The organism is Uliginosibacterium sp. 31-12 (assembly GCF_030548425.1).
In the GTDB taxonomy this organism is placed as follows: domain Bacteria; phylum Pseudomonadota; class Gammaproteobacteria; order Burkholderiales; family Rhodocyclaceae; genus Uliginosibacterium; species Uliginosibacterium aquaticum.
Map to the genome: position 1 here is coordinate 64,197 of NZ_JAUOOA010000008.1, position 26,309 is coordinate 90,505.

Consider the following 26,309-nt stretch of genomic DNA (forward strand, 5'->3'; position numbering starts at 1 on the left):
GGGATCGTGGCAGGTGTCCGCCTTGTCCGGCCGGGTGTACTTCGTGCCCGTTCGTAAACCTTTCGCTGCCTGCGTCGTTTACCGGACATTGGCGGAAGCCGGCAGGCACCCGCCCACTACATGGCTGACATGAGCAAAGACATCCGCATCCTCGGCGTGCAATATTTGCGCGGCCCCAATATCTGGACCTACCGCCCGGCCGTCGAGGCCCTCGTCGATATTGGCGATCTCGAAGACTGCCCCTCCAACACGATTCCCGGTTTCTACGAGCGCCTGTCGGCCTGGCTGCCTGGGCTGATCGAGCACAAGTGCAGCTACGGCGAGCGCGGCGGCTTCCTGCGCCGCGTGCAGGAGGGCACCTGGCCGGCGCACATCCTTGAACACGTCACGCTTGAATTGCAGACCCAGGCGGGCCAGCGCACCAGCTTTGGCAAGGCGCGGAGCACTTCGCAGCGCGGCGTGTACAAAGTGGTGGTGCGCTCGCGCCAGAAGGATGTGACCATTGCCTGCCTCGAAGCGGCACGCGATCTGGTGATGGCAGCGATCGAGGACAAGCCCTTCGACGTGCCCGGAAACATCGCCCGTCTGCATGATCTGGCCGACTCCCTGTGCCTCGGCCCCTCCACGGCCTGCATTGTGGATGCAGCCACCGATGCCAGCATCCCCTCGATCCGTCTGACTGATGGCAATCTGGTCCAGCTCGGCTGGGGCTGCCGTCAGCGCCGCGTTTGGACGGCCGAAACCGACCGTACCAGCGCGATCGCTGAAAGCATTGCCAGCGACAAGGATCTGACCAAGAGCCTGCTGGTGCCTTGCGGTGTTTCGGTGCCTGAAGGCCAGATCGTGAATAGCCCTGATGAAGCCTGGGAGGCCGCACAGGACATCGGCCTACCGGTGGTCGTGAAGCCTTCCGACGCCAATCATGGGCGCGGCGTATCGCTCGAGCTGATGACTGAGGACGAGGTGAAAGCCGCCTTCCCGGTGGCGGATGCCGAAGGCAGTGACGTGATCGTCGAGCGCTTCATCCGTGGCAATGAACACCGTCTGCTGGTGGTGGGCGGCAAGCTGGTGGCGGCCGGGCGTGGCGAGAATATTTTCGTGACCGGCGATGGCAAGTCGAGCGTGCGCGAACTGATCGACAGCCAGCTCAATACCGATCCGCGGCGCGGCGAAGCCGAGGAGTTCCCGCTCGAAACCATCAAGATCGATTCCGACCGCACCATGCAGCTCCTGATCGAGCGCCAGGGCTGCACTGCCGAATCGGTGCTGGCAGCCGGGCGCAAACTCACCGTGCAACGCAACGGCAATGTGTCGATTGATTGCACCGACGAAGTTCACCCTGAAGTCGCCGCCGCCGCCTCGCTGGCCGCGCGCATCGTCGGGCTGGATATCGCAGGTATTGATCTGGTGACCGAAGATGTATCGCTGCCGCTGGAGAAAACCGGTGGTGCGATCGTTGAAGTGAATGCAGGCCCCAGCTTGCTGATGCATTTGAAGCCGGCCCAGGGGCAGCCGCGCCCGGTGGGGGAAGCCATCGTGGCCCACCTGTTCCCGGGCGAGGGTAATGATGGCCGCATTCCGGTGGTGGGGGTTGCGGGGTGCGACGACAGTACCCGCATCGCCCGTCTGCTCGGCTGGCTGCTCCATGTGGGGGGCTACCATGCCGGCCTCGCCTGCCGTGAGGGCTTGTTCCTCGATCAGCGTGCCGTCGAGCGTTGCGATAGCGCCAATTTCGCCGCAGGTCAGCGCCTGCTGATGAATCGCCAGGTCGATGCGGCAGTGTTTGAGACGCCTGCGGCCAACATCCTCAGCGAAGGTCTGCCTTACGACCGTTGTGATGTGGGGGTGCTGACCAGCATCCGCGTGCTGCCCGAGCTGGAAGCTTTCGATGTGCGTGAGCTGGAGCAGGTGCGCAATGTGCTGCGCACCCAGGTCGACGTAGTGAGCGAATCTGGCACAGCCGTGCTCAATGCCGATGACCCTGAAGTAGCCGGACTGGCCGAGCTGTGCGATGGCGAGGTGGTGTTCTACGCCAGTAGTGGTTCGGCGCCCGCACTAGCCGCGCATCTGGCCGCAGGTGGCCGCGCGGTGTATGCCGAGGCTGGTCAGCTGGTGCTGGCCAGTGGTGACAAGCGTCAGGTGCAGGCCAGCGATTTGCCGGCCGGCCGAGCGCTTGGCGCCGAACTGGCGGCAGTGGCCGCCGCTTGGGCGCTGGGTATTTCGCCGGATCTGATCAATAGCGGCATCGAGAGCTTCGAAGCCAGCCTGGCCCGCTGAGGCCGGAAACAACAGGAATACGTTCAATGGAAGTTTCCCGCATCCGTGCGCTGCGTGGCCCCAATCTGTGGAGCCGTCACACCGCCATCGAAGCCATCGTAACCTGTGAGCCCGGCGAGCGTTCGCTGGCAGACCTGCCCGGTTTTGATGCCCGCCTGCGCGAGCTGTTTCCGCAGATCGGCGAGATCCGTTCCACCGATCACGGTGAAACCCAATCCATGGCTCATGCCCTGGAGTTCGCTGCGCTTGGTTTGCAGGCTCAGGCTGGCTGTCCGGTAACCTTTAGCCGAACCACCACCACGACCGAGATCGGGGTGTACTTGGTTGTGGCGGAGTACAGCGAGGAGGCGGTCGGCAAGCGTGCGTTCGAACTGGCTCAGCAGCTCGTGCATGCCGCTGCGCATGGCGGCGAGTTCGATGTGGAAGCGGCGCTGGCCGAGTTGCGTGAGCTGGACGAAGACGAGCGCCTTGGCCCCTCTACCGGCTCCATCGTGTATGCCGCTGTGGCCCACAATATTCCCTTCCGCCGCCTCACGACCGGCAGCCTGGTGCAGTTCGGCTGGGGCAGCAAGCAGCGTCGCATCCAGGCGGCCGAGATCGATTCCACCAGTGCGATCGCGGAATCCATTGCGCAGGACAAGGATCTCACCAAGAAGCTGCTTGAAGCTGCCGGCGTGCCTGTGCCTAAGGGACGCCCGGCCACTGGCCTGGAAGACGCCTGGCTTGCAGCTAACGAGATCGGTTTCCCGGTGGTGGTAAAGCCGCAGGACGGCAATCAGGGTAAGGGTGTGGCGGTGAACATCACCACCCGCGAACAGTTCGAGATCGGCTATCGCGCGGCCAACGAAATCAGCGATGAAGTGCTGGTCGAGAAGTACCTGCCTGGCCATGATTTCCGCATGCTGGTGGTGGGCGACAAGCTGGTAGCCGCCGCGCGTCGCGAGCCGCCGCTGGTGATTGGCGATGGCATGCACACAGTGCGTCAGCTGGTTGAAGAGGTGAACAAGGATCCGCGTCGTGGCACCGGCCATGCCACCTCGCTGACCAAGATCCGTTTTGATGACATTGCACTGTCCAAGCTCGCCGACCAAGGACTCAATGCTGAAAGCATCCCAGCCAAGGGCCAGCGGGTGATCCTGCGCAACAACGCCAATCTGTCTACCGGCGGCTCGGCTACCGATGTGACCGATGATGTACATCCGGACATGGCCGCGCGCGCAGTGGCCGCCGCGCAGATGGTTGGCCTCGATATCTGCGGTGTGGATGTGGTGTGCGATAGCGTGCTGCGGCCGCTTGAAGAGCAGTCTGGCGGTATCGTCGAAGTGAATGCTGCGCCGGGCCTGCGCATGCACCTGTCGCCCTCTTACGGCAAGGGCCGTAACGTGGGCGAGGCGGTGATCTCCACCATGTTTGCACCGGGCGATGACGGCCGCATTCCGGTGGTGGCGGTGACCGGCACCAACGGCAAGACCACCACCGTGCGCCTGATTGCTCACCTGCTGATCAAGAGTGGTCTGCGTACTGGCATGACCAATACTGATGGCGTGTATGTGCAGGGCAAGCAGATCGACAGCGGTGATTGCTCCGGTCCGCGTAGTGCGCGCAGCGTGCTGATGCATCCGGATGTGGATGCCGCCGTCTTTGAAACCGCGCGCGGTGGCTTGCTGCGCGAAGGCCTCGCTTTTGATCGTTGCAAGGTGGCCGTCGTCACCAACATCGGCATGGGCGATCACCTCGGGCTGAACTACATCACCACCCTGGATGATCTGGCCGTGCTCAAGCGCGTGATCGTGCAGAACGTGGCTGACAATGGTTACGCCGTGCTCAATGCTGCCGACCCTATCGTGGCCGGCATGGCGGCCAATTGCCCGGGCCAGATCATCTACTTCGCCGCGGATCGCAATAACCCGGTGATGGCTACCCATCGCGCTCAGGGCAAGCGCGTGGTGTATGTCGAGAACGACGCCATCGTGTGTACCGAAGGCAAGAAATCACAGCGCATCTCGCTGGCCGGCGTGCCGATCACGCGTGATGGCACGATCAGCTTCCAGGTTGAGAACGTGATGGCCTCGGTGGCAGCGGCTTGGGGCGTCGGTCTTGAGTGGGATGTGATCCGCGCGGGTCTGGCCAGTTTCGTGGCCGATAGCGATAACGCGCCAGGGCGTTTCAACGTCTTCGATTACAAGGGTGCGACCATTATTGCTGACTATGGCCATAACCCGGACGCCATGCTGGCGCTGGTCAAGGCAGTCGAGGCCATGCCGGCCAAGCGTCGCTCGGTAGTGATCTCGGGTGCTGGGGATCGCCGCGATGAAGACATTCGTCAGCAAACCGAAATCCTCGGCGCTGCGTTTGATGGTGTGATCCTGTACCAGGATGCCTGTCAGCGCGGTCGTGCCGATGGTGAAGTGATCGGCCTCTTGCGCGAAGGGCTCAAGGGGGCTGTGCGTACTGCCGTGGTCGAGGAGATCAATGGCGAGTTCATCGCGATCGACCGGGCTTTGGAACTGCTTCAGGCGGGCGATCTGTGCCTGATCCTGATCGATCAGGTCGAAGAAGCGCTGGCGCATATTCGCCAGCGTGTGGCGGCGCAGTAAGCACAAATCAAGGCGCGAGCATCAAGGGCGGCCTCGGCCGCCTTTCAGCTTTCTGGAGGGCGATCATGAAGATCAAGCATCTGAGTGCTCTGTTGGTGTCCGGGCTTTTGCTGCTTGCCTGTTCCACACCGCGGATTCCTGTTGCCGGTACCCCGCAGATGGATACACAGGCCAAAACTTTTGCAGTGCATCCGGCCCGCGCCCGCATCTATGTATATCGCAATCTCAGTAGTCTCAGCGAAGAGTTGCGGGTGAATGGTGCCGTAGTCGGCACGCTCACGGGCCGCAGTTATCTGCCGCTTGAAGTCTCCCCGGGTACTTATCGCCTGCAGGCCAAGCGTGAGCGCGAGACGATCCTGGAGTTGAATGTGCTGGCCGGGCGCAATTACTTCGTGCTGCTGGAGGCGATCGAATCGCCCATGAACTACCGCAGTTCGTTGCGAGAGGCGAGTGAGGCCGAGGCGCGCGAGGCGATCAAGAGCAGCCAACTGCTGCTTTCGCCGGTCTATCCGCTCACCCCCTGAGGGGACGGCACGTCAACGAAAAAGAGCGCCCGCGGGCGCTCTTTTCGCGTTCTGCGGCGAGGCGAATTACTTCTTGGTTTTGGGGGCTGCCTGCGCCGTGACGGTGATGGCCAGAGCCTGGCTGAACACGCCTTCGACCTGATCACCGACCTTCACTTCCGCCAGCTTGGCCGGATCTTCCACCTTGAGTTCCACGATGCGGCCAGCGGCGCCCTTTACGGTCACGAGTTTCTTGACGCTATCCACGGCAATCACGTCTGCCACGAACTGCACTTCGCGTTCGAACAGGGCACCCGGCTTCTTGCCCTTGGGGGTCCGGCCGACCATGGCCCCAGCCGTGGTGTGGGCTTCGCCTTTGACTTTCTTGAGCTGCATGGCAATGGCTTCAAAGTACTCGGCACTGACCTGATCACCTGCGCGCAGGTTGTCCAGGTTACGAGCTTCCGCACCGGCGACCAGATCGAAAGTCTCGCCATCTTTGCTGCGCAGGGTCACCTTGCGGGATTTCAGGTTGACGGTGACCACCGTTGCTTCGAACTTGGCAGAAACTGCCATGCCGCCACCAGGCACACTGACTGCTGCCGGCTCGGCAGCGAAGATCGGCGTGGCGAAGAGGCCAACGGTGAGCAGGGAGATAGTGCAGAGAGCACGCATGTGGCGATCCTTGTTGTCAGGGTGAAAAACGGGAAGCGCTGGCGCATCGTTGAATGCCTTGATGGCCAGCGTATGGCGCTATGATCCATGGGAACATAGCATGGATCAGATTCGTATTTTTTGCCCGCAGGGGCGGCTGCCTGCCGCGCCTGGCCATCGGAGAGTTCTCATGCCAGGATCTGCCCGACTCGCCTTGCGTCTGATGCTGCTGTGCTATGCAACACGGGCCGCCGCAGCCCCTTGTTCCGAGCTGAAGCCAGGTGGCGCGCAATGAAGCTCTTGCGTGGTGTGCTGCTGGCGTGCATGTTGCTCATTGGTGCATGTGCCACGCCGCGCCGCGATCCTGCGCGTAGCGAACTGCCCTTGCCGGAGCCCAACGAGCCAACCCGGCTGGAGCAATTGGCGGAACAGGAACTGGGTACGAGCCCACAACTGAATGCCTTCCGTTTGCTCCCCGAGAGTGTCGAGGCGCTGCTGGCCCGCCTGATGCTGGCCCGCACCGCCGGACGCTCGCTGGACCTGCAGTACTACATCTGGCGCGATGATCTTACGGGGCGACTGTTGACCCAGGCATTGCTCGAAGCAGCCGATCGGGGTGTAAGGGTTCGCGTGCTGCTGGATGATGTGGGGAGCAGCGCCAATGACAAACTACTGCTTGCGCTGGATGCGCATCCGCTGGTGGAAATCCGCCTGTTCAACCCCGTCAGTTCACGCTCCTTCCGTACCCTGGGCATGGTGCAGGACTTCTCGCGCATCAACCGGCGCATGCATAACAAGGCTTTCCTGGCCGATCACAAGATGGCCATCGTGGGTGGGCGCAATATTGGTGATGAGTATTTCGGGGCCTCGAACGAGATAGCCTTCGGTGATCTCGATGTGCTGACCTTTGGCCCGGTGCTGTCGGAATTACAGGACTCCTTTCAGCGGTACTGGGATTCTCCGGCGGCCATTCCGATCGAGGATCTTCTGAACGACGTGGCGGGCCCCGATGAACTCGATGCCCTGCGCCGTGACCTGACTGGCTTTCTGAGCACACAGCGCGATAGCCCCTATGCGCAGCTTGGCAGCAGCATTCTGGCGACCTGGTTTGGCGATGCACCGATCACTTTTCACCGCGGTGATGCCCGCGTCCTGCAGGATGATCCGGACAAGATCAGCCGTCCGCCGGGCAACATTGCCGGCACCCTGATCACCCAGTTTGGCTATTCGTTGGTTCAGCCTGCAGAGGAAGTCTTGCTCGTATCGCCCTACTTTGTGCCGGGCAAGGCTGGACTGGAGTGGTTTCGAGGCCTCACTGCGCGTGGCATACGGGTGACCGTACTGACCAATTCGCTGGCGGCCAGCGATGTGGCTGCGGTGCACGCCGGTTATGAGCGCTATCGCAAGGAACTGCTGGCTGCCGGCGTGCACCTGTACGAAATGCGTCCGGAGTCGGACCCGGACGGTGAGCGCAAGCACACCCACATGTATCTAGGTTCTTCACGCGCTTCGCTGCACGCCAAGACCTTCGTTTTTGATCGGAGCTCGGTGTTCATCGGTTCGCTGAATCTGGATCCGCGCTCGGTGAAACTCAATACCGAGATCGGCCTGCTGTGCGAGAGCCCGGCGATGGCCGAGGAGCTCTCAAGTGGACTGGAGGATGAACTGGACGCCGTGGCCTGGCGGCTCGAGTTGGCGGCAGACGGGAAAGGGATCGTATGGGTGGAGCAGACTCCGGCAGGTGAGGTGCGTCACACACGTGAGCCACAGGCGAGCTCACTGCGCCGCTTCAGCGTCTGGCTGCTGGGGCTGCTACCGATAGAGTCACTGTTGTGATGCTTGTGATGACGAACCCCCTTGCTACTAAAGTGTTAATGGGTGGCTATATACTTCATGGCGTTTGGTTGGGGCTGATGCCGATTGCGCATGTCGGCTTGCGGCTTCAGAATTTACGCCATTAGTCGTAGACCCATCCTGAAGGGCGGCCAGCTGCCGCTGGAGGAGTGCTTGCGTGCAAGAAAACCAGACAGGACTGGAAGGACCACTCCTGTTCGCTGAGGATGACACTGCCGGGGAAGTACCCAAGCGCCTGAAAAGCTGGCGCTGCCTGATTGTGGACGACGACGAGGGCGTCCATCAGTCCCTTGCTTTCGCCATGAATAACCTGCCGGTGCTCGAAGGGCGCATCGAGTGGCTGCACGCCTATACCGCCCGCGAAGCACGTGAAATACTCGAGCGTGAGCGTGATGTGGCAGTGATCATGCTTGACGTGGTGATGGAGCATGAGCAGGCCGGCCTTGAACTTGTGCGCGTGATCCGCAACGAGCTGGGACTGAACGATACCCGCATCATCCTGCACACAGGCCAGCCGGGCTTCGCGCCAGAAATCACCGCGATCCGCGAATACGACATCAACGATTACCGGACTAAGGCCCAGCTGACGCGCGGCCATGTGTATACCTGCCTGTCCTCGGCCATTCGTACCTATCGCCAGATTCGTGCTATTGCCCAGGGGCGCGAGCAACTGCGGCGCATTATTGAAGCCGGTGACGAGCTGATGATGCAGGTGGATGAGGCGGCCTTTGCGCGTGGCGTGCTGGCCCATTTTGCCCAATTGCTCGATACCGGCTTGTCTGGTTTTGCACTGACGGCTACCCGCCCCGACAGCCTGGGCCTGCTGCCCTTGCTGGTGGCCGAGGGGCAGCATGCCGGCCGTGCCGGGCGCTCCCTGAATGCCAGCGAGGCGGCTGAAGCCTTGGCCTGCTGCCTGCAAAGTTTGAGCGGGCATGGCGTTGCCTGGGGTGCGCGGGGTGCAGCCTTGTGCATCCGGAGCCACCCTGGCGCAGTGTTGTGCCTCTACCTGGATCTTCAAGTGCCGGACCCGGAATCGGTTGACCCCGGAGTGATCGATGTCTTTGCCGGGCATTTTGCTTCCTGCCTGGACAACCGCAGCCTGCTGCACCAACTGCAGCACGACGCTTATCACGACCGCCTCTCCGGATTGCCGAACCGGCGCGCGCTCGGTGAGGAGCTGGGGCGCTGCCTGGTCGCAGGCCAGACGTCTGGCCTCTCGCTGGCCCTGATCGATATCGATGCCTTCGGCGAGATCAACGAAACCCTCGGCCACGCTTTCGGCGATGAACTGCTGCGCGGCATTACGGCGCGCCTGCGGGCCTCCGCTACGCCCGAAGTCATGGTGGCGCGCATCTCGGCGGACATCTTTGCCGTGCTGGGGGCTGAGCGCCGCATTACACCGGAATTCGTGCTGCCCCTGTTTGCGGAGCCGTTCACTGTGGGGGGCGAGGAAAGCATGGTCTCTGTTACGGTCGGTTTTACCCGCCTGGGAGACGTAGAGGCGCAAGGGGGGGGGGAAATGCTGGAAGCCGCTTTCCAGGCCCTGCGTTATGCCAAGACCTATCAGCGTGGCCAACTCGCCTGGTATGACCCGGCACTCACCTCGCAGACCCATGAGCGGGTGCGCCTGCTCAATGGTTTGCGCCATGCGCTGCAGGGCGACGGGCTATATGTGGTGTTCCAGCCTCAGGTGTCACTGGAAGACCAGCGCCTGATCGGTCTGGAAGCCCTGATGCGCTGGCGTACAGAGGATGGCAGCGTGATTCCGCCTGATCGCTTCATCCCGGTGGCTGAGCAGTCCGGCCTGATTCGCGAGCTGGGCTTTTTCGTGCTGCGTGAAGCCTGCTCTTTGCTGGCCCGTCTGCACGCCGAAGGGCATGCCGGTGTGCGCATGGCGGTCAATGTGTCGGCGGTCCAGTTCCGCAATCCGTCATTTCTCAGTGAATTGCGCCAGATCGTCGGTGCCAGCGGTATGGATGCGCATTATCTGGAACTCGAAATCACCGAATCGATTGCGATGGAGGATTCCGCCTATGTGCGCGAGGCACTGGAAGCCTTGCGTACGATGGGGGTGCAACTGGCAGTGGATGATTTCGGTACCGGCTATTCCTGTCTAGCGCAGCTGAAGCAGCTGGCATTCAATCGACTGAAGATCGACAAGGCGTTCGTTCACGATCTCAGCGAGGAAGAGGCGGATGCGAGTATCGCCGGCGTGGTGATCCAGCTCGGCCAGCGTCTGGGCAAGGAGGTCATTGCGGAAGGCGTGGAAACCGAGGCACAAGCCCAGATCCTTGGGCGTCTGGGCTGCCGTGAGGCGCAGGGTTATCTGTATGGCCGGCCGATGCCGGTGGCAGAGCTCTATCGCTGGTTGAAGTCACGCGCTTGAGTATTGTCAGAGAATGTGGCCGCGCCATGGCTTTCTGGCGCCGGCCAAACTTCCTGCCTATAATCCGGACTCTCCGAGGAGCGCTGCGAGAGCGTTGGGTGCTTCCACCCACGATCCCAGGCTCGGAGTTTCGCCAGCGCCAAGCTCGGCAGGATTCAACTGCGCTCACCTGTTCAACCGTGCCGGGCACGGGAAGACGGTGAGCCCCTCTGTAAGCTCCCCTCCCGCTCGGCCACCTGTTCATGGAGAACATCGTGGCTCAATTCAATGATTACGTGATTGCCGATCTCAAGCTGGCCGACTGGGGCCGCAAGGAGATCCTCATTGCCGAAACCGAAATGCCGGGCCTGATGGCTATTCGCGAAGAATTCGCGAAGGCCCAGCCGCTCAAGGGCGCACGCATCACCGGCTCGCTGCACATGACCATCCAGACCGCCGTACTGATCGAGACGCTGACTGCGCTCGGCGCCGAAGTGCGCTGGGCCTCGTGCAACATCTTCTCGACCCAGGATCACGCCGCCGCCGCAATTGCCGCCGCGAACATCCCGGTCTTCGCCGTCAAGGGCGAAACGCTGGTCGACTACTGGGATTACACCCATCGCATCTTCGAGTGGGCCGATGGCGGCTACTCCAACATGATTCTGGATGACGGCGGCGACGCGACTCTGCTGTTGCATCTGGGCGCTCGCGCCGAGAAGGATCTGTCGGTCATCAGCAAGCCGGGTTCCGAAGAAGAAACCATCCTGTTTGCCGCGATCAAGGCCAAGCTGGCGATTGATCCGAGCTGGTATTCCGTGCGCCTGGCGGCCATCAAAGGCGTGACCGAAGAAACCACCACCGGCGTGCACCGCCTGTACCAGATGCATGCGCGTGGCGAACTGAAGTTCCCGGCGATCAACGTCAATGACTCGGTCACCAAGAGCAAGTTCGACAACCTCTACGGCTGCCGCGAGTCGCTGGTGGATGGCATCAAGCGCGCCACCGATGTGATGATTGCCGGCAAGGTTGCCGTGATCGTTGGCTACGGCGACGTGGGCAAGGGCTGCGCCCAGGCCATGCGTGCGCTGTCGGCCCAGGTGTGGGTCACCGAAATCGACCCGATCTGCGCCCTGCAGGCCGCCATGGAAGGCTATCGCGTGGTGACCATGGAATATGCCGCCGACAAGGCCGATATCTTCGTGACCACCACCGGCAACTTCCACGTGATCACCCATGACAACATGGCTGCGATGAAGAACAACGCCATCGTCTGCAACATCGGACACTTCGACAACGAAATCGATGTCGCTTCGCTGGAGAAGTACCAGTGGGAAGAGATCAAGCCGCAAGTCGATCACGTCATCTTCCCGGACGGCAAGCGCATCATCCTGCTGGCTAAGGGCCGTTTGGTGAACCTGGGCTGTGGCACGGGCCACCCGAGCTACGTGATGTCATCAAGCTTCGCCAACCAGACCATCGCGCAGATCGAACTGTTCACGCGTACCGCCGAATATCCAGTGGGCGTGTACACCCTGCCCAAGCATCTGGATGAGAAGGTCGCGCGCCTGCAACTGAAGACGCTCAACGCCCAGCTCTCCGTGCTGCGCCCCGATCAGGCTGCCTACATTGGCGTGCCGGTTGAAGGCCCGTACAAGGCTGATCACTACCGTTACTGAGCGACCTTGAACCGCGCCGGCGCAAGCCGGTGCGGGCCTGCCCCATGGACTCCTTTCACGGCCGCCATTCGCGACTCAAGACTACTCCGCTTGCTGAATCGGCAATGCCGGAGCGCATCGCACCACGCGCCGACCAGTTGCTGGTCGAGCGTGGTCTGGCAGAGTCTCGCACGACTGCGCAGCGCATGATCGGGGCCGGCCGGGTGAGCTGGCAGGATCTGGGGGGCGTGAAGATAGTACGCAAGGCATCCGAGTCAATTCCGAGCACGGCTGAAATCCTGATTGAACCAGACGAGGCGGATCGCTATGTGTCGCGAGGCGGCCTCAAGTTGGCTGGCGCGCTGAGCAGCGTCGGGCTGGATGTGACTGGCTTGCATTGCCTGGACCTCGGTCAGAGCACCGGCGGCTTTACGGATTGCTTGTTGCAGGCCGGTGCGGCCAGTGTGCTGGGCATCGAGGTCGGCCATGACCAGCTTCACCCGCGCTTGCATGGTGAGCCTCGCTGCAGCACGATCGAGGGCCTGAATGCCCGTGATCTGTACGCAGCCCAATTAGGCGAGCGCATGCCGAAAGCGGGTTTTGATCTGATCGTTTGTGATGCGAGCTTCATTTCGCTGACGCTCCTGCTGCCGCAATGGCCGTCTCTGATGGCGGAAAATGGGCGCGTGCTGGCGCTGGTCAAGCCTCAGTTCGAACTGGGGCCTCAAGCCCTTGGCAAAGGGGGCATCGTGCGCGACCCTTCGTTGTATCCGGCGGTCGAAGCGCGCATCCGCTCGGCCTGTCAGGTCGCTGAATTGGACGTGCTGATCTGGTGCGATAGCCCGATCACAGGCGGCGATGGCAATCGCGAATTTTTCGTCTTCGCTCGCAAAGCGCAGAACTGAGGAAAGAACATGAGCAAGAAACTTGAATTCAGTCTCGAATTCTTCCCGCCGGCAACGGCGGAGGGTGTGGAAAAGCTGCGTGGCGTGCGCACCGAACTGGCGGCGTTGGGCCCGGAGTTCATTTCCGTGACCTACGGTGCAGGTGGCTCCACGCGTGACCGTACCCTTGAAGTTGTGCGCGAGATCCGTGCTGCCGGCATCGACGCCGCCCCACATCTTTCCTGCATCGGCTCCACCCAGGCCAGCATCCGCGATCACCTCGCCGAATTCCGGGAAATGGGCGTGAAACGCATCGTTGCGCTGCGTGGAGATCTGCCTTCCGGTATGGCCGACCCGGGCGAGTTCCGTTACGCCAACGAACTGGTCGAATTCATCCGCAAGGAATCTGGTGAAGAGTTCTTTCTGGAAGTTGCGTCCTATCCCGAAATTCATCCCCAGGCCCGCAGCTACGAGGCTGATCTCAAGGCTTTCGTGAATAAGGTTAATGCTGGCGCCGATTCATCGATCACCCAGTATTTCTACAATGCAGATGCCTATTTCACCTTCTGCGATGCGGCGCGAGAGGCGGGGGTCCGTATTCCAATCGTACCGGGCATCATGCCGATCGCCAGCTTCAGCAAGCTCGCTCGTTTCTCCGAGAGCTGTGGTGCAGAAATCCCGCAGTGGATGCGCCGCAAGTTTGAAGGTTTTGGTGATGATGCTGAAAGCGTGCGTGCCTTCGGCCTGGATGTGGTCACCGGTCTGTGCGAGCGCCTGATTGCGGGTGGGGCACCAAGCCTGCACTTCTATACGCTGAATCAGACAGGACTGACCCGAGAGCTATGTCAGCGCCTGGGTCTCGCCTGAAACTTTGGCGTAAAAAGTGTTTGACAGGATCAGAATAGCTTTCTATAATTTTGATTCTTCGCTTTCGGCGGGTCGTTAGCTCAGTTGGTAGAGCAGCGGACTTTTAATCCGTTGGTCGCAGGTTCGAATCCCGCACGGCCTACCACTCGTAGAAGAAGCGAAACAGATTTTGGGGGTATAGCTCAGTTGGTAGAGCAGTTGACTCTTAATCAATTGGTCGTAGGTTCGAATCCTACTGCCCCTACCAAAATATGTAAAAAGCCCAGTCTTCGGACTGGGCTTTTTACATTCTGGATATGTCAGTAAAAAAAGCCCGATCAATATCGGGCTTTTTTTATACGCGTTGCTTTGGCCTTGCTCAGAGACTGCAGAAGGTCAGCTCGAAAGGAATGTCGGCTTCGGACTGGCGTGGACGGGATATGACATCCGGGGCTACGAAGCGGATGTTGAACGCATATTTGTTGGCGCTGATCTCTGGGACGGCGCTGATTTCACGCGCAAGACGTACGCGAACCAGTTGGGCGCTGCGGCCGGTCATCATGATCTGGTAGCTGCCGCGCTTGGCGAGCTGGCTTTCGGAGCGCCCGCTTTCACGCAGCAGGCGTAGCACGATGGTGAGGCCATCGCGAATCGGCAGCATGGGATTGAGCCAAGTTGTCAGATCGTGCCTGCGCAGATGGAAATCCCGATTGAGCCAGAAGTGGTAGGAGGGCAGATCGAATTCACAAGCGCCTCCCGGGATGGCCGTGCGCGAGCGAATTGCCATCAGCCACTCTGACTCTCGCAGATACTGACCGATGCGGCCTGCCATGGACAGCAGCGCACTGCTGGCCTGCTCGATCTCATAGAGCGCGCCGGACAGAGCTTCTTCGGAAATCTGCGGGTTGTCGCGGAAGGCGAGCAGGATCTGACGCTGACGCTCAAGCTCTTGAACCAGATCAACTTTCAGATCGGCACGACCGGCAACGTCGAGAATCTCGAATAGCGCCAGAAGGGCTGTGTGATGCTCGTAAGGGCCGTCGGCAAGGGAGAAGTGAAGGACCTTGTCGAAGAGGTCTTCCAGCCGCAGCAGAGTGCGGATGCGTTCGCCGAGAGGGTATTCGTAGGTGATCACCGCTGGCCGCTACCGGGAAGATGTGTGCTTTGCAGGCGTTGGAGTGCCCGCATCATATCATCAAGGATTCTGATTGGGCTGAGCTGCCAGCTGCAGATAGTGTGCATGCAGCTTGGCAACCTGTGCGGGAAGCGCGGCAGGTGAGCCCGAGTTGTCGAGAACGTCATCTGCGACGGCAAGACGTGCAGCACGCGTGGCCTGGCTTGCGATGATCCGGCGCGCCTCTGCTTCCGCCAGGCCGCTGCGTGCCATGACGCGCTGAAGCTGGATATCTTCCGCACAGTCGACGAGCAGCACACGCCGGCATAGCGGCAGATAGTGGCCGGTTTCTACCAGAAGCGGGACTGCCAGCAACACGTAAGGGGCGGCGCAGGATTTCAGCTGCGCGAGGCCGGCGCTGCGGATAAGGGGGTGCAGAATGGCTTCGAGCTCGGTGCGGCGGGATGGTTCGGCAAACACCAGGGCTCGCATCGCGGCGCGGTCCAGTGCGCCATCCGGGCGCTGCATGTCCGCACCGAAGCTGGCGACGATAGCGGGCATGGCGGCCCCGCGGGGCGCTGTGAGTTGGTGGGCAATCCGGTCTGTGTCGACGAGCCCGGCGCCGTGAGCCGTGAAAAGCTCCGCTACAGTGCTTTTGCCACAGGCAATGCCGCCAGTGAGTCCGATGACGCAGGCGTGTGCTTGCTCAGCCTGGCTGGCAATCTTCACGCTGGGCTTCCTTGAGGCGGGACATGAGGTCCTCCACCAGCGGCAGAACCTTGCCGGCGCTGCCGCGCACTTCAACCCTAGCCGCAAAGTTGGTGTTGTCGCGCACGGTGATGCGCGCGGTTTTCACATTCTTCTTCTGCAGCTGTTCGATCAGGCGTTTAGCGGCCTCTTCACTGCGGAACAGGCCCAGCGAGATGGCGAACTGGTTGGGGCCGGCTTCACGCACGATGATGTAATCAGTAATGCCTGCCTTGGCCAGGATTTCTCCGCGCCTGGCGGCGCCATCCTTGCCGCCACCAGGCGGGATATTGACCCAGTAAGAGCTTGGCTGCACGCCGCTGGCCTTGAGTTTGACGGCTTCACCGAGCGGGCTGGCGATGGTCGTGATCTGGGCAACGTCGTCTGCCCCGAGGTGCTTTAATGCCACGCAGGCTGCTGCATCCGGATTGCTGGTGACGGCCGCCGGAGCGGGGGGACTTACCGGCACGGGCTGCGGCGAAGCGGAAGCAAGCGAGGCTGCGGGGCCGGTGTTGAGCAGAATGATCTTGTCGGCAGAGAGTTGGCGCTTCAGGCGCTCGGCTTCACCGCCGGTTTGCCAGGGCGCCTGGACGCCTGCCAAGCCGAGGCCGCTGAACAGGGTCAGCACGATATTGATGGCGAGCAGCAGGTAGAAGAAGGTGCGGAGGATCTGCATGGTGGGATTATCCTGCGAGGCGTTACGCTCTCCAAGCCTTGTCGTCAGTTTCCGAGCGGTCCGTTGCTATCGCTAGCAGGCCTTGCAGGACCAGATCGGACTGCAGGCGTGCGGTGGCCCCCAGGTGCGGCAGGAGGCGCGCACCGTTTCCACCGGCAACTAGAATTGGCGTGGCTGGTGGAAGTTGCATGGCGATCAGCTGGATGGCACCGGTCTGGGCCAGCAGGCAGCCGCTGGCAATGGCGTCATGGGTGTTGCGTGGCGGCATGACGTAGTTGCCCCTGCTGCGTGGCAGACCAGCCGTGTTGTGGGCCAATGCGTCAAGCATCAGCTCCAGCCCGGGCAGGATGCAGCCACCCGCAAAGTTGCCGGTGTCCTGCACGATGTCGATAGTCGTAGCGGTGCCAGCGCAGACAACTAGCGCGTTGCTGCGCAGCATATGCCAGGCGCCGATCGCGGCTGCCCAGCGGTCCGCACCGAGGCTGGCGGGGTGTTCGTAGTCGTTACGCAGGCCGCAGCGCATGGCGCTGGCCATGAGCCATTCACACGGAGCGTGGATGTCAGTGAGCAGGCGCTCCAGGTGTGCAGCGACGCCGGGGCCTGCGACGTTGGCAATCACGATGCGGGCGGGAGCGAAGCCGACGGGAAGCGTCAGTCCAGGCGCGTCGAGCGCTACCGCATGCTGGCTCAGCCACCGGCCGCCATCATGGCAGGCGTACTTGAGGCGGGTATTGCCGGCGTCGATCAGCAGATACATGTCATGTTTCCTCTGCCAAGGCCAGACGCAGGCTCAGGTCGCCACTGGTAATCAGTACGCGCGCACCACAAGCGGTCAGCAATTCCAGCGCCCCCTCGGCGTTGGTGTGGCCGCAGCGCCCGGTGTGGCTACCGCTTTCGGAAGAGACTGTGACGGGCAGACCGTACAAGGCGTTGCGGGCGGCCCAGTGCTGGCGCAGGGAGGCGAAGCCCGCGCGGGCAAAGTGATCGAGACACTGCGCAAGCTGGCTCAGAATCGTGCCCAACACTTGTTCGCGGGTGAGCTCGGGAAGGGCTTCATCGAGACTGGCGAATGCTTGGTCGATGCCTGCATCGCGGGCGGCATCGCGCCGCAGATTGAGGCCTATGCCGATGATGAGTCCTAGCCCGGCTTCATCTGATTCGACCTCGATCAGTACGCCACCGAGCTTGCGTCCGAACAGCCAGATGTCATTGGGCCACTTGAGGCCCACTGCAGGGACGTTCAGGCTCTCCAGCGCTTGAGCCACGGCAAGGCCAACCGCAAGGCTGAGGCCTGCGCTTGAGCAGCCAGGGGCGAGACGCCAGAGTAGCGAAAAGGTGAGGCTGGAAGATGCGTTGCCGGAGCGCCAGCTGCGGCCCCGGCGTCCGCGCCCGGCGGTTTGCTCGTCGCACACCACGACGCTGCCCGAGGGTGCGCCTTGGGATGCGCGCGCCAGCAAGACGCTATTGGTGGAGTCGCAGCGCTCGATATGGTCGACATCAAAGCGCGCGCGCTGATCGCCCAGCGCGACGAGGAGTGCGGTGTAATCGAAAACAGCGGGCATCCGTGAAAAGGCGGGGGCGGAAAGCCCGGAGTCTAGCCCGAAACAGCGCTGTTTACTCTTCGTTGCGACCTGCGTCGATGCCCAGCTCCTGGATCTTGCGGGTGATGGTATTGCGGCCGATGCCGAGTACCTGGGCGGCCTCCACGCGCCGTCCACCTGTGCTGGCGAGTGCTCGCAGGATCAGGCTTTTCTCGAATTCGCGGCTGAGGCGGTCGAAAACTTCGCCGGGAGCGCTGGCAATCAGCCGGTCGGCTTCGGCATTCAGGGCGGAGAGCCAGTCGCCCGCTGCGCCACCACCAGTGGTGCTGGGTACCGCATCCCGCATTTCAGCAGGTAGGTCGGCCACGTCAACGCTCTGGCCAGGAGCCATCACAGTGAGCCAGTGACAGAGGTTTTCGAGCTGACGTACGTTGCCAGGAAAGTCAAAGGCCTGTAGACGCTTGAGGGCGGCATCGGTGAGGCGCTTGGTTTCGACGCCGAGCTCCTGGCTGCTATGAGCAAGGAAGTGCTTGGCCAGCAACGGAACGTCTTCCCGACGCTCACGTAACGGCGGCAGGCGCAGACGGATTACATCAAGGCGGTGAAACAGATCTTCCCGGAACAGACCATCGCGGACGCGCTGCTCAAGATGCTGGTGGGTGGCGGCGATCACACGCACGTTAGCCTTCACCGGGGTATGGCCGCCGACCCGGTAGAAGTGGCCATCGGAGAGTACGCGCAGCAGACGCGTCTGCAGTTCCGCCGGCATGTCGCCGATTTCGTCGAGGAACAGGGTGCCGCCTTCTGCCTGCTCAAAGCGGCCGCGGCGCTGGGCTGCTGCACCGGTGAAGGCGCCACGCTCATGACCGAAGAGTTCGGACTCGAGCAGGTCTTTCGGAATCGCGGCGGTGTTGATGGCGACAAACGGACCGTCCTTGCGCGGGCTGTGGCGGTGCAGGGCGCGCGCCACGAGCTCCTTGCCGGTGCCGGACTCGCCGTTGATCATCACGGTGGCTGAAGATTGCGACAGGCGGCCGATGGCGCGGAAGACCTCCTGCATCGAGGCGGCCTGGCCAAGAATTTCAGGCACTGAGCTGGCCTGTTCTTCTGCACCTTCCTGGTGCGTGCTTTCCTTTAGGGCACGTTGCAGCAGATCGAGAGCCTGATCTACGTCAAAGGGCTTGGGCAGGTATTCAAAGGCGCCGCCCTGAAAGGCGGAGACCGCACTATCCAGATCCGAGTAGGCGGTCATGATGATGACCGGCAGGTTGGGGTATTTTTCCTTGGCCCTTTGCAGCAGGACCAGGCCGGACTCACCCGGCATATGAATGTCGGAGATCAGCACCTGGGGAGGCGTGGCGCCGCTATCAAGCACCGTGAGAGCTTCGCTGGCGGAGGAGAAGCTGCGGTGTGCAATGTTTTCGCGGGCCAGGGATTTTTCCAGCACCCAGCGGATGGAGCGGTCGTCGTCAACGATCCAGACTGCGTTCATGTCGTGTATTCCGTTGTTCTGCTTGTCGGGGGCTTCGTGCCTCAGGCCTGGGTGATCGGCAGGAGGATGGTGAAGCAGGTTCGGCCGGGATCGCTCTCTAGATCGATGGTGCCCTGATGCTGTTCGACAAAACTCTGTGCGATCGACAGACCGAGGCCGGTGCCGCCTTCACGTCCCGACACTAGTGGGTAGAAGATCTTGTCGCGGATTTCCAGCGGGATGCCCGGTCCGTTATCGATTACTTGCAATTCCAGTGCCAGCTTGTGCCGTTTCTTGGCCAGGGTGACCTGACGGGCAGCCCGCGTGCGCAGCGTAATGCAGCCTTGACCTTCCATGGCTTGGGCGGCATTGCGCGAAATATTCAGGATGGACTGGATTAGCTGTTCACGATCAGCTGTCAGCATCGGCAGGCTGACGTCATAATCGCGCCGCACCGTGACGTCCGGAAACTCGGCCTGAACGAGACGCAGGACACGCTCAAGCACATCATGCACATTCACCACCGAGGGGTGCATCATTCGGTGCGAATTGAGCAGGCGGTTCATCAGGTCCTGCAGGCGATCAGCCTCGGCAATGATGACCTGGGTATATTCGCGCCACTCCGGGTTGTCCAGTTCGCGCTCAAGTAGCTGGGCCGAACCACGGATGCCGCCGAGCGGGTTTTTGATCTCGTGAGCGAGGTTGCGGACGAGTTCGCGATTGACCTGCTGCTGCTCGGCCAGGCGTTCTTCACGGGCCACCTTGAGCTGGGCGTCGATCGGGCGAAACTCCAGCAGCAGACGTGCGGGTTGCAGATCGATGGGGGTGGCTGTGCAGTCGACATGCAGCACCAGCGTATTGGGCCGGCGGATAGCGAGATTCTGTCCGGTGTGGCTCCAGTTGTTGGCCAGCGCATTGTCCAGCGCCGCCCACAGGCCGGGGATGTCACCGAGCAGGGCCGATAGATGGTGACCGAGAATCTGCCGGCCGCTGGTTGCGAACAAGTGTTCGGCCGAGGGGTTGACGTAGCAGACCGAGCGGTCTGCGCTGATCATCACGACGGCTGAGGACAGCAGCTCAAGGCCGGCCGTGGATGCACTCAGCGTGTTTGATTGCGGGTTCAGGCTTGGAGGGCTCATAAGCGATCAACGCAAGCAAGAAGCACGCCGCGATCATTTCAGCTTGGCAATTTCCTTGTTCAGGGATTCGACATTGCGCTCATGAAGTGCGACTTTGTCCTTGTACGACTGAATGCGGTCGATGTATTTCTGGTAGTTCTTCTCGTCTCCGAGACGTACAGCTTCCTGTTCAGCCAGATCCTTCCGGGCTTGCGCCAGCAGTTTTTGCTCTGTCTCCAGTTCGGTTTCGAGGATCTTGCGGCGATCGTTGTCGCGGCCCTTCTGGGTGTCGGTATCGACTTTGGGAAAGGCGGCAGGAGAGGGTTGTGCGGAGGATTTTCGCTGTGCCGGCACGGTGGTGACGGGCTGTTCCTTGGTCATCAGGGAGCAGGCCTTGCGTTGCCCGGCTTCCGGCTTGTCATTGGTGTAAGTGGTGTGGCCAGAGTCGTCCACGCACTTGTAGATATCGGCCAGTGCGCTGCCGGTCAGCAGACTGATACTCAGGGCAAAGACGTAATGAAGTGGGCGCATGACAGGTTCCGCAGGAGGGTTACTTGGAGTTTAAGGCGCGAGGCGCAAAACGCAAACTGCGCGCCGACCTGATGCCGAGCGGGCCGGGTGGGCGGCAAAAAAAAGGACGGGCAAGCCCGTCCTTTTTCACGCGGGGGCCGAAGCCCCTGTACGCATCGCTGATTACAGCGAGTAGTACATGTCGAATTCCACCGGGTGGGTGGTCATGCGGGTGCGGTTCACTTCGCCCATCTTCAGCTCGATGTAGGCGTCGATGAACTCGTTGCTGAACACGCCGCCACGGGTCAGGAACTCGCGGTCAGCGTCGAGTGCTGCCAGTGCTTCTTCCAGCGAGGCGCAAACGGTCGGGATCAGCTTGTCTTCTTCCGGCGGCAGGTCGTACAGGTTCTTGTCAGCCGGTTCGCCCGGGTGGATCTTGTTCTGCACGCCATCCAGACCGGCCATCAGCAGAGCGGAGAACGCCAGGTAGGGGTTGGCCAGCGGATCCGGGAAGCGGGCTTCGACGCGGCGAGCCTTGTCCGATTGCACGTGCGGGATGCGGATCGAAGCGGAACGGTTGCGAGCCGAGTAGGCCAGCTTGACCGGAGCTTCGTAGTGCGGAACCAGACGCTTGTAGGAGTTGGTGCCCGGGTTGGTGATGGCGTTCAGTGCCTTGGCGTGCTTGATGATGCCGCCGATGTAGTACAGAGCGAAGTCGGACAGGCCGGCGTAGCCGTTGCCGGCGAACAGGTTCTTGCCATCCTTCCAGACGGACTGGTGCACGTGCATGCCGGAACCGTTGTCACCCACGATGGGCTTGGGCATGAAGGTGGCAGTCTTGCCGTACTGGTGAGCGACGTTGTGCACCACGTACTTCAGGGTCTGGGTCCAGTCAGCACGTTGCACCAGGGTGCTGAACTTGGTGCCGATTTCGTTCTGGCCTGCGGTAGCCACTTCGTGGTGGAACACTTCGACCGGGATGCCCAGTTGTTCGAGCAGCAGCACCATGGTGGCGCGGATGTCTTGGTGGCTATCAACCGGGGGAACCGGGAAGTAGCCGCCCTTGACGGTCGGACGGTGGCCGATGTTGCTGCCGTCCTGATCTTCAGCGGTGGCCCATGCGCCTTCGTCGGACTTGATCTTGACGAAGCAGCCGGAGATGTCGGCAGACCAGCTCACACCGTCGAAGATGAAGAATTCGGGTTCCGGGCCGAAGTAGGCGGTGTCGCCCAGGCCGGAGGACTTCAGATAGGCTTCAGCGCGCTTGGCGATGGAGCGCGGGTCGCGGTCATAGCCCTTGCCGTCGGACGGCTCGATCACGTCACAGGTGAGGATGACGGTGGTTTCGTCGAAGAAGGGGTCGATCTTGGCGGTGGAGGGGTCCGGAGCCAGCAGCATGTCGGAGGCTTGAATGCCCTTCCAGCCAGCGATGGAGGAGCCGTCGAAAGCGTGGCCGTGGTCGAACCACTCTTCATCCACCACATGCGACGGAACGGTCACGTGTTGTTCCTTGCCGCGGGTGTCGGTAAAGCGCAGGTCCACGAACTTGGCGTCGTTTTCCTTGATCAGCTTGAGTACGTCTTGAGGGGTCATTTAACTCTCACTCCTGGTGTGTTGAACCGAGATGGACAAACCTGTCCGCGCCAGCGGGGCTGTGCGTTAACGTCGGACAGGAAGCATGTACCATGCCATAGGGCGGGGCGGATTTCCGCGTTCGACGTATTCCGGCCAAAAGGGCACCGGCCTACAGGGAGCGGCAATTGTGCCACAAGCGCCCTGCAAGGTGATTTTCTGTGTCAGCACCAAGATGGATCATTGATTGTCTTGAATGCATCTTTGTGGTGCATTTTTGCTTTTGGGGTCTCACGGGCCATACTTCCTGGTCCCGACAAACTGAGTAAGAGTTGAAGCCATGGCTAGTCTGAGTGAGTTGCTGGGTCTGGCGCGCGAGCGTGCCGAAAAGATGAATCTGCCGTACGCCGGGGCGCTGACGCCAAGGGAAGCGTATCGCGTGCTGGAGCTCGCCGGTGGCGCGGCGCGTATTGTGGACGTACGTACGCGCGCCGAGCTCGACTGGGTCGGACGGATTCCGGGCGCTGTTGAAATCGAGTGGAACAGCTATCCCGGCAGTGTGCCCAACCCGGATTTCGAGCTGCAGCTGAAGAAACAGGTTGATAACGAGGCCTTGCTGATGTTTATCTGCCGCAGTGGCGCCCGCTCGCATAACGCGGCGATGGCTGCGGCGGTGGCTGGGCTGGCCGGGTGTTACAACGTTCTCGAAGGTTTTGAGGGGGACAAGGATGCGCATGGTCGGCGCGGCAAGATAGGCGGCTGGCGCCATGCGGGTTTGCCTTGGTCGCAATCCTGACTCGGCATTGAGGTGTAAGGAGCGCCGCGCGAGGGGTAGAATCTGTATTCCCCGGGGTTTCCCCCTTGCTTCTCCCCTCACGGCAATGCAACAGATCATTTCCTTCGACCACTTCAACGCTCTCAAGGATGCCGAGGCACATGCACGCATCCGCGCCGCCAAGGAAAAGCTTGGCAAGCGCGTCGTGTTGCTGGTGCACCATTACCAGCGGGCCGATGTGTACCAGCACCTAGATCTGACTGGCGACTCGCTCAAGCTCTCGCGCTTGGCGGGTGAGACGGATGCCGAATACATCGTGTTCTGTGGCGTGCACTTTATGGCCGAAGTGGCGGACATCCTGTCCAAGCCGAATCAGATTGCGATCCTGCCGGATCTGGCCGCAGGCTGTTCGATGGCAGACATGGCTAACCTGGCCAAGGTCGAGCGTTGCTGGCGCGAGTTGCGCGAGGTGCTGGATACGCCCGATGAGCAGGTAACTCCGGTGACCTACATCAACTCGGCGGCAGACCTGAAGGCCTTTTGCGGCGAGCATGGCGGCATCGTATGCACCTCCAGCAATGCGCCGAAGATCCTCGAATGGAGCTTCGCCCAGCGCGAGAAGATCCTGTTTTTCCCGGATCAGCATCTGGGCCGCTGGAGCGGCTACAAGATGGGCATTCCGCTGGAAGACATGGTGGTGTGGGATCCGGATCAGCCCTATGGCGGCCTGACTCACGAGCAGATCAAGAAAGCAAAGATGCTGCTGTGGAAGGGCCACTGCGCGGTACATCAGATGTTCCAGCCCTCGCACATCGCTAACTGGCGCAAGGCGAATCCGGATGGCATGGTCATTTCGCATCCGGAGTCGGCCTTCGAGGTGTGTCGGGCGTCGGATTACGTTGGCTCCACCGAGTACATCATCAAGGTGGTGAAAGAGGCTGCGCCGAATACCAAGTGGCTGGTCGGCACCGAACTGAATCTGGTTAACCGTCTTGCTGAGGAGGTGAAGCACGAGGGCAAGCTGGTGCAGTTCATGAGCCCGATGGTGTGCATGTGCTCGACCATGCAGCGAATCGATCCGCAGCATTTGGCGTGGACACTGGAGAACCTGGCTGCCGGAAAAATCGTCAACCAGATCAGCGTGCCTGCCCACGAGGCCGCGTTGGCGAAACTCTCGCTGGAGCGCATGCTGGCCGTATCCTGAGCGCCGTTCGCGGAGACCATGGCAAACAGCCTGCGCATCTGCAGTTACAACATCCACAAGGGCTTCTCGCATCTGAATCGCCGCATGGTGATTCACGAGATGCGGGAGTGCCTGCACCGGCTTGATCCGGACATCTATCTGCTGCAAGAAGTGCAGGGCTTGCACCTGAAGCATGCGGCCCGGCACCATGACTGGCCCGAACAGCCTCAGCATGAGTTCCTCGCGGCGGGCCTCCTGCATTCTGCCTACGGCAGCAATGCTGTCTATGATCATGGCCATCACGGCAATGCCGTGCTCTCGCGGCATCCCATTGTGCGCAGCCGCAACAGTGATGTGAGCCTCTATCGCCTGGAGCGACGTGGCATCCTGCATTGCGAGGTGGCCTTGCCCCACGGCCTGGTCGTGCATTGCCTGTGCGTGCATTTTTCCTTGACGGAATACCAGCGCCAGCGCCAGCTTTTGATGCTGGCTGAATATGTCGAGCGGTACGTGCAGGTGGGGGCACCACTGATTATCGCAGGCGACTTCAATGACTGGCGTGGCCGTGCGAACGACTGGCTGGCCGAGCGGCTACATGTCTGCGAAGTCTTCACTGAGCTGACGGGCACGCCGGCGCGCAGCTTTCCGAGCAGCCTGCCCATGTTGCGTCTGGACCGTGTCTACGTGCGTGGGCTGCGGCCGGATAATTGTGCGGTGTATTGGGGTAAGCCTTGGTCTGGAGTGTCGGACCACGCCTTGCTGGTAGTGGAGTTGCTCCTGCCATGAGGCAAGGCCTGCTTGCCGGCAACCGTATCGAGTTGCTGCAGTCAGGCGTCGAATATTTTCCTGCCCTGTTGCAGGCGATTCGCAGCGCACAGCGTGAGATTCTGCTGGAAACCTACATTTTCGAGCGTGATGCTACGGGTGTTGAGGTGGCGGACGCCTTGCGTGCTGCGGCTTTGCGCGGGGTGGTGGTGCGCTTGCTGGTGGATGGCTTTGGTGCGCGAGAGTTTGTGCGCAGCGGGCTTGCCGATTTGCAGAGTGATGGCGTTGAGGGTCTGGTATTCCGCCCGGAGATCCGGCAGCTGTCTTTGCGCCGCCATCGCTTGCGCCGCCTGCACCGCAAGCTTGTGGTGATTGATGGCCGTACCGCTTTCGTGGGGGGTATCAACATCATTGATGATATGGACACGCCGGGCCAGATTCCGCCGCGCTTTGATTTTGCCGTGCGGCTGCAGGGGCCGCTGGTGGCTGAGGTGCATGAGGCCATGGCGCGCCTGTGGCGCCTGGTGTTGTGGGCAGGTCTGCATCGGCGCCTTACGCCGCTGCGCTGGGTCAGGCCCGGTCACGCACGCGTGGGCAGCATGCATGCTGCTTTCGTAATCCGCGACAACCTGCGCCATCGTCGTGATATCGAGAACGCCTACCTTGGCGCCATTCGCATGGCGCGTCATGAAGTGTTGATAGCCAACGCTTATTTTTTCCCCGGCCGCGCCTTCCGTCATGCGTTGATCGAGGCGGCAGGGCGTGGTGTGGAAGTCACCCTCCTGTTGCAGGGGAGGGTGGAGTACTGGTTGCTGCACCACGCTTGCCGCGTGCTTTACCCCAATCTCATGGAGGCAGGCGTGCGCATCGTGGAGTATCGCAAGAGCTTTCTGCATGCCAAGGTCGCGGTAGTGGATACGGACTGGGCGACAGTAGGGTCCAGCAATATCGACCCTTTCAGTTTGCTGCTGGCGCGTGAGGCAAACGTGGTAGTGCGGGATAGCGGTTTTGCAGCAGATCTGCGTCATGCCCTGCGTGTGGCCATTGCAGACGGCGGTTGCGAACTAACTGCGGTTCACTGGCAGCGCCAAAGCCTTCTCCAGCGTGCACTGAGCTGGCTGGCCTATGGCTTGCTGCGCCTGCTGCTGGGGGTGGCCGGCTATGGTCGGCGGGCGTTATAGACGCATGAGATGCCTGCCAGC

General features: G+C 61.4%; 22 protein-coding genes, 2 tRNA genes and 1 riboswitch. Of the genes, 14 read left to right on the plus strand and 10 right to left on the minus strand.

Translation table 11 applies throughout. The features are described from left to right. Window positions 1–129: 129 nt before the first annotated feature. The 3 genes from cphA (Q3Y64_RS14980) (at window position 130) to Q3Y64_RS14990 (ending at window position 5,398) form a co-directional block, all read left to right on the plus strand. The gene (cphA, locus tag Q3Y64_RS14980) at window positions 130–2,277 is read left to right on the plus strand and encodes a cyanophycin synthetase (protein WP_303563049.1); all 2,148 of its coding nucleotides are present in this window, start codon (window positions 130–132) and stop codon (window positions 2,275–2,277) included. Window positions 2,278–2,303: 26 nt separating this feature from the next. Then, window positions 2,304–4,874: a cyanophycin synthetase gene (gene cphA / locus Q3Y64_RS14985; RefSeq protein WP_303563052.1), complete on the plus strand. Its 2,571-nt coding sequence runs from the start codon at window positions 2,304–2,306 to the stop codon at window positions 4,872–4,874. Between the two features lie 65 nt (window positions 4,875–4,939). Further along, window positions 4,940–5,398, plus strand: coding sequence for a DUF2846 domain-containing protein (locus tag Q3Y64_RS14990; RefSeq protein WP_101943291.1), 459 nt, complete (start codon window positions 4,940–4,942; stop codon window positions 5,396–5,398). A gap of 66 nt (window positions 5,399–5,464) precedes the next feature. Here Q3Y64_RS14990 and Q3Y64_RS14995 read toward each other — a convergent pair whose 3' ends face one another. Continuing rightward, on the minus strand, window positions 5,465–6,052 hold the full coding sequence (locus tag Q3Y64_RS14995; RefSeq protein WP_303563055.1) for a hypothetical protein: 588 nt from the start codon (window positions 6,050–6,052) through the stop codon (window positions 5,465–5,467). Window positions 6,053–6,322: 270 nt separating this feature from the next. On the opposite strand from Q3Y64_RS14995, the gene Q3Y64_RS15000 reads away from it, so the two are divergent. The 7 genes from Q3Y64_RS15000 to Q3Y64_RS15030 all read left to right on the plus strand — a co-directional run bounded on the left by Q3Y64_RS15000 (window position 6,323) and on the right by Q3Y64_RS15030 (window position 13,903). Next, the gene (locus tag Q3Y64_RS15000; protein ID WP_303563057.1) at window positions 6,323–7,867 is read left to right on the plus strand and encodes a phospholipase D family protein; all 1,545 of its coding nucleotides are present in this window, start codon (window positions 6,323–6,325) and stop codon (window positions 7,865–7,867) included. Window positions 7,868–8,042: 175 nt separating this feature from the next. Then, a complete protein-coding gene (locus Q3Y64_RS15005; RefSeq protein ID WP_303563059.1) occupies window positions 8,043–10,271 on the plus strand; it encodes an EAL domain-containing protein in 2,229 nt (742 codons plus the stop codon). Between the two features lie 69 nt (window positions 10,272–10,340). After that, window positions 10,341–10,445, plus strand: a riboswitch (S-adenosyl-L-homocysteine riboswitch). A gap of 68 nt (window positions 10,446–10,513) precedes the next feature. Next, window positions 10,514–11,926 (plus strand): adenosylhomocysteinase, encoded by a 1,413-nt coding sequence (gene ahcY, locus Q3Y64_RS15010; RefSeq protein WP_101943295.1) that lies wholly within the window; start codon window positions 10,514–10,516, stop codon window positions 11,924–11,926. 44 nt (window positions 11,927–11,970) lie between these two features. Next, window positions 11,971–12,810 (plus strand): TlyA family RNA methyltransferase, encoded by an 840-nt coding sequence (locus Q3Y64_RS15015; RefSeq protein ID WP_303563061.1) that lies wholly within the window; start codon window positions 11,971–11,973, stop codon window positions 12,808–12,810. A 9-nt stretch (window positions 12,811–12,819) separates the two neighbouring features. Continuing rightward, on the plus strand, window positions 12,820–13,656 hold the full coding sequence (gene metF, locus Q3Y64_RS15020; protein WP_101943297.1) for a methylenetetrahydrofolate reductase [NAD(P)H]: 837 nt from the start codon (window positions 12,820–12,822) through the stop codon (window positions 13,654–13,656). Window positions 13,657–13,725: 69 nt separating this feature from the next. Continuing rightward, window positions 13,726–13,801 (plus strand) — tRNA-Lys (locus tag Q3Y64_RS15025). Between the two features lie 26 nt (window positions 13,802–13,827). Next, window positions 13,828–13,903, plus strand: a tRNA-Lys gene (locus Q3Y64_RS15030). Window positions 13,904–14,014: 111 nt separating this feature from the next. On the opposite strand, the gene zapD is transcribed toward Q3Y64_RS15030, so the two are convergent. From zapD to glnA, 9 genes are all read right to left on the minus strand, one after another. Continuing rightward, window positions 14,015–14,770, minus strand: coding sequence for a cell division protein ZapD (gene zapD / locus Q3Y64_RS15035; RefSeq protein WP_303563065.1), 756 nt, complete (start codon window positions 14,768–14,770; stop codon window positions 14,015–14,017). 60 nt (window positions 14,771–14,830) lie between these two features. Beyond that, a complete protein-coding gene (coaE, locus tag Q3Y64_RS15040; RefSeq protein WP_303563067.1) occupies window positions 14,831–15,478 on the minus strand; it encodes a dephospho-CoA kinase in 648 nt (215 codons plus the stop codon). After that, a complete protein-coding gene (locus Q3Y64_RS15045; RefSeq protein WP_303563068.1) occupies window positions 15,456–16,172 on the minus strand; it encodes an SPOR domain-containing protein in 717 nt (238 codons plus the stop codon). The genes coaE and Q3Y64_RS15045 overlap by 23 nt, the downstream gene beginning before the upstream one ends. A gap of 22 nt (window positions 16,173–16,194) precedes the next feature. After that, window positions 16,195–16,929, minus strand: a complete 735-nt coding sequence (locus Q3Y64_RS15050; RefSeq protein ID WP_303563070.1) for a type III pantothenate kinase — start codon at window positions 16,927–16,929, stop codon at window positions 16,195–16,197. A 1-nt stretch (window position 16,930) separates the two neighbouring features. Next, the gene (locus tag Q3Y64_RS15055) at window positions 16,931–17,734 is read right to left on the minus strand and encodes a biotin--[acetyl-CoA-carboxylase] ligase (RefSeq protein WP_303563072.1); all 804 of its coding nucleotides are present in this window, start codon (window positions 17,732–17,734) and stop codon (window positions 16,931–16,933) included. Window positions 17,735–17,786: 52 nt separating this feature from the next. Beyond that, window positions 17,787–19,205, minus strand: coding sequence for a nitrogen regulation protein NR(I) (gene ntrC / locus Q3Y64_RS15060; protein ID WP_101943302.1), 1,419 nt, complete (start codon window positions 19,203–19,205; stop codon window positions 17,787–17,789). Window positions 19,206–19,246: 41 nt separating this feature from the next. Further along, a complete protein-coding gene (glnL, locus tag Q3Y64_RS15065) occupies window positions 19,247–20,323 on the minus strand; it encodes a nitrogen regulation protein NR(II) (protein WP_101943303.1) in 1,077 nt (358 codons plus the stop codon). 33 nt (window positions 20,324–20,356) lie between these two features. Continuing rightward, complete coding sequence (locus Q3Y64_RS15070) at window positions 20,357–20,833, minus strand: DUF4124 domain-containing protein (protein ID WP_101943304.1); 477 nt, start codon at window positions 20,831–20,833, stop codon at window positions 20,357–20,359. A 162-nt stretch (window positions 20,834–20,995) separates the two neighbouring features. Then, window positions 20,996–22,405 (minus strand): type I glutamate--ammonia ligase, encoded by a 1,410-nt coding sequence (gene glnA, locus Q3Y64_RS15075; RefSeq protein WP_101943305.1) that lies wholly within the window; start codon window positions 22,403–22,405, stop codon window positions 20,996–20,998. Between the two features lie 319 nt (window positions 22,406–22,724). Here glnA and Q3Y64_RS15080 point away from each other — a divergent pair, with 319 nt between their 5' ends. The 4 genes from Q3Y64_RS15080 to clsB all read left to right on the plus strand — a co-directional run bounded on the left by Q3Y64_RS15080 (window position 22,725) and on the right by clsB (window position 26,288). Then, a complete protein-coding gene (locus Q3Y64_RS15080) occupies window positions 22,725–23,180 on the plus strand; it encodes a rhodanese-like domain-containing protein (protein WP_303563076.1) in 456 nt (151 codons plus the stop codon). 85 nt (window positions 23,181–23,265) lie between these two features. Beyond that, window positions 23,266–24,363 carry a quinolinate synthase NadA gene (nadA, locus tag Q3Y64_RS15085; RefSeq protein ID WP_101943307.1) on the plus strand — a complete coding sequence of 366 codons (1,098 nt, stop codon included), beginning with the start codon at window positions 23,266–23,268 and terminating at the stop codon, window positions 24,361–24,363. An 18-nt stretch (window positions 24,364–24,381) separates the two neighbouring features. Further along, entirely contained in the window at window positions 24,382–25,128 is a 747-nt protein-coding gene (locus Q3Y64_RS15090; RefSeq protein ID WP_101943308.1) for an endonuclease/exonuclease/phosphatase family protein, read from the plus strand. Continuing rightward, on the plus strand, window positions 25,125–26,288 hold the full coding sequence (gene clsB, locus Q3Y64_RS15095) for a cardiolipin synthase ClsB (RefSeq protein ID WP_101943309.1): 1,164 nt from the start codon (window positions 25,125–25,127) through the stop codon (window positions 26,286–26,288). Before Q3Y64_RS15090 ends, clsB begins: the two co-directional genes overlap by 4 nt. The last annotated feature ends 21 nt before the right edge of the window (window positions 26,289–26,309 follow it).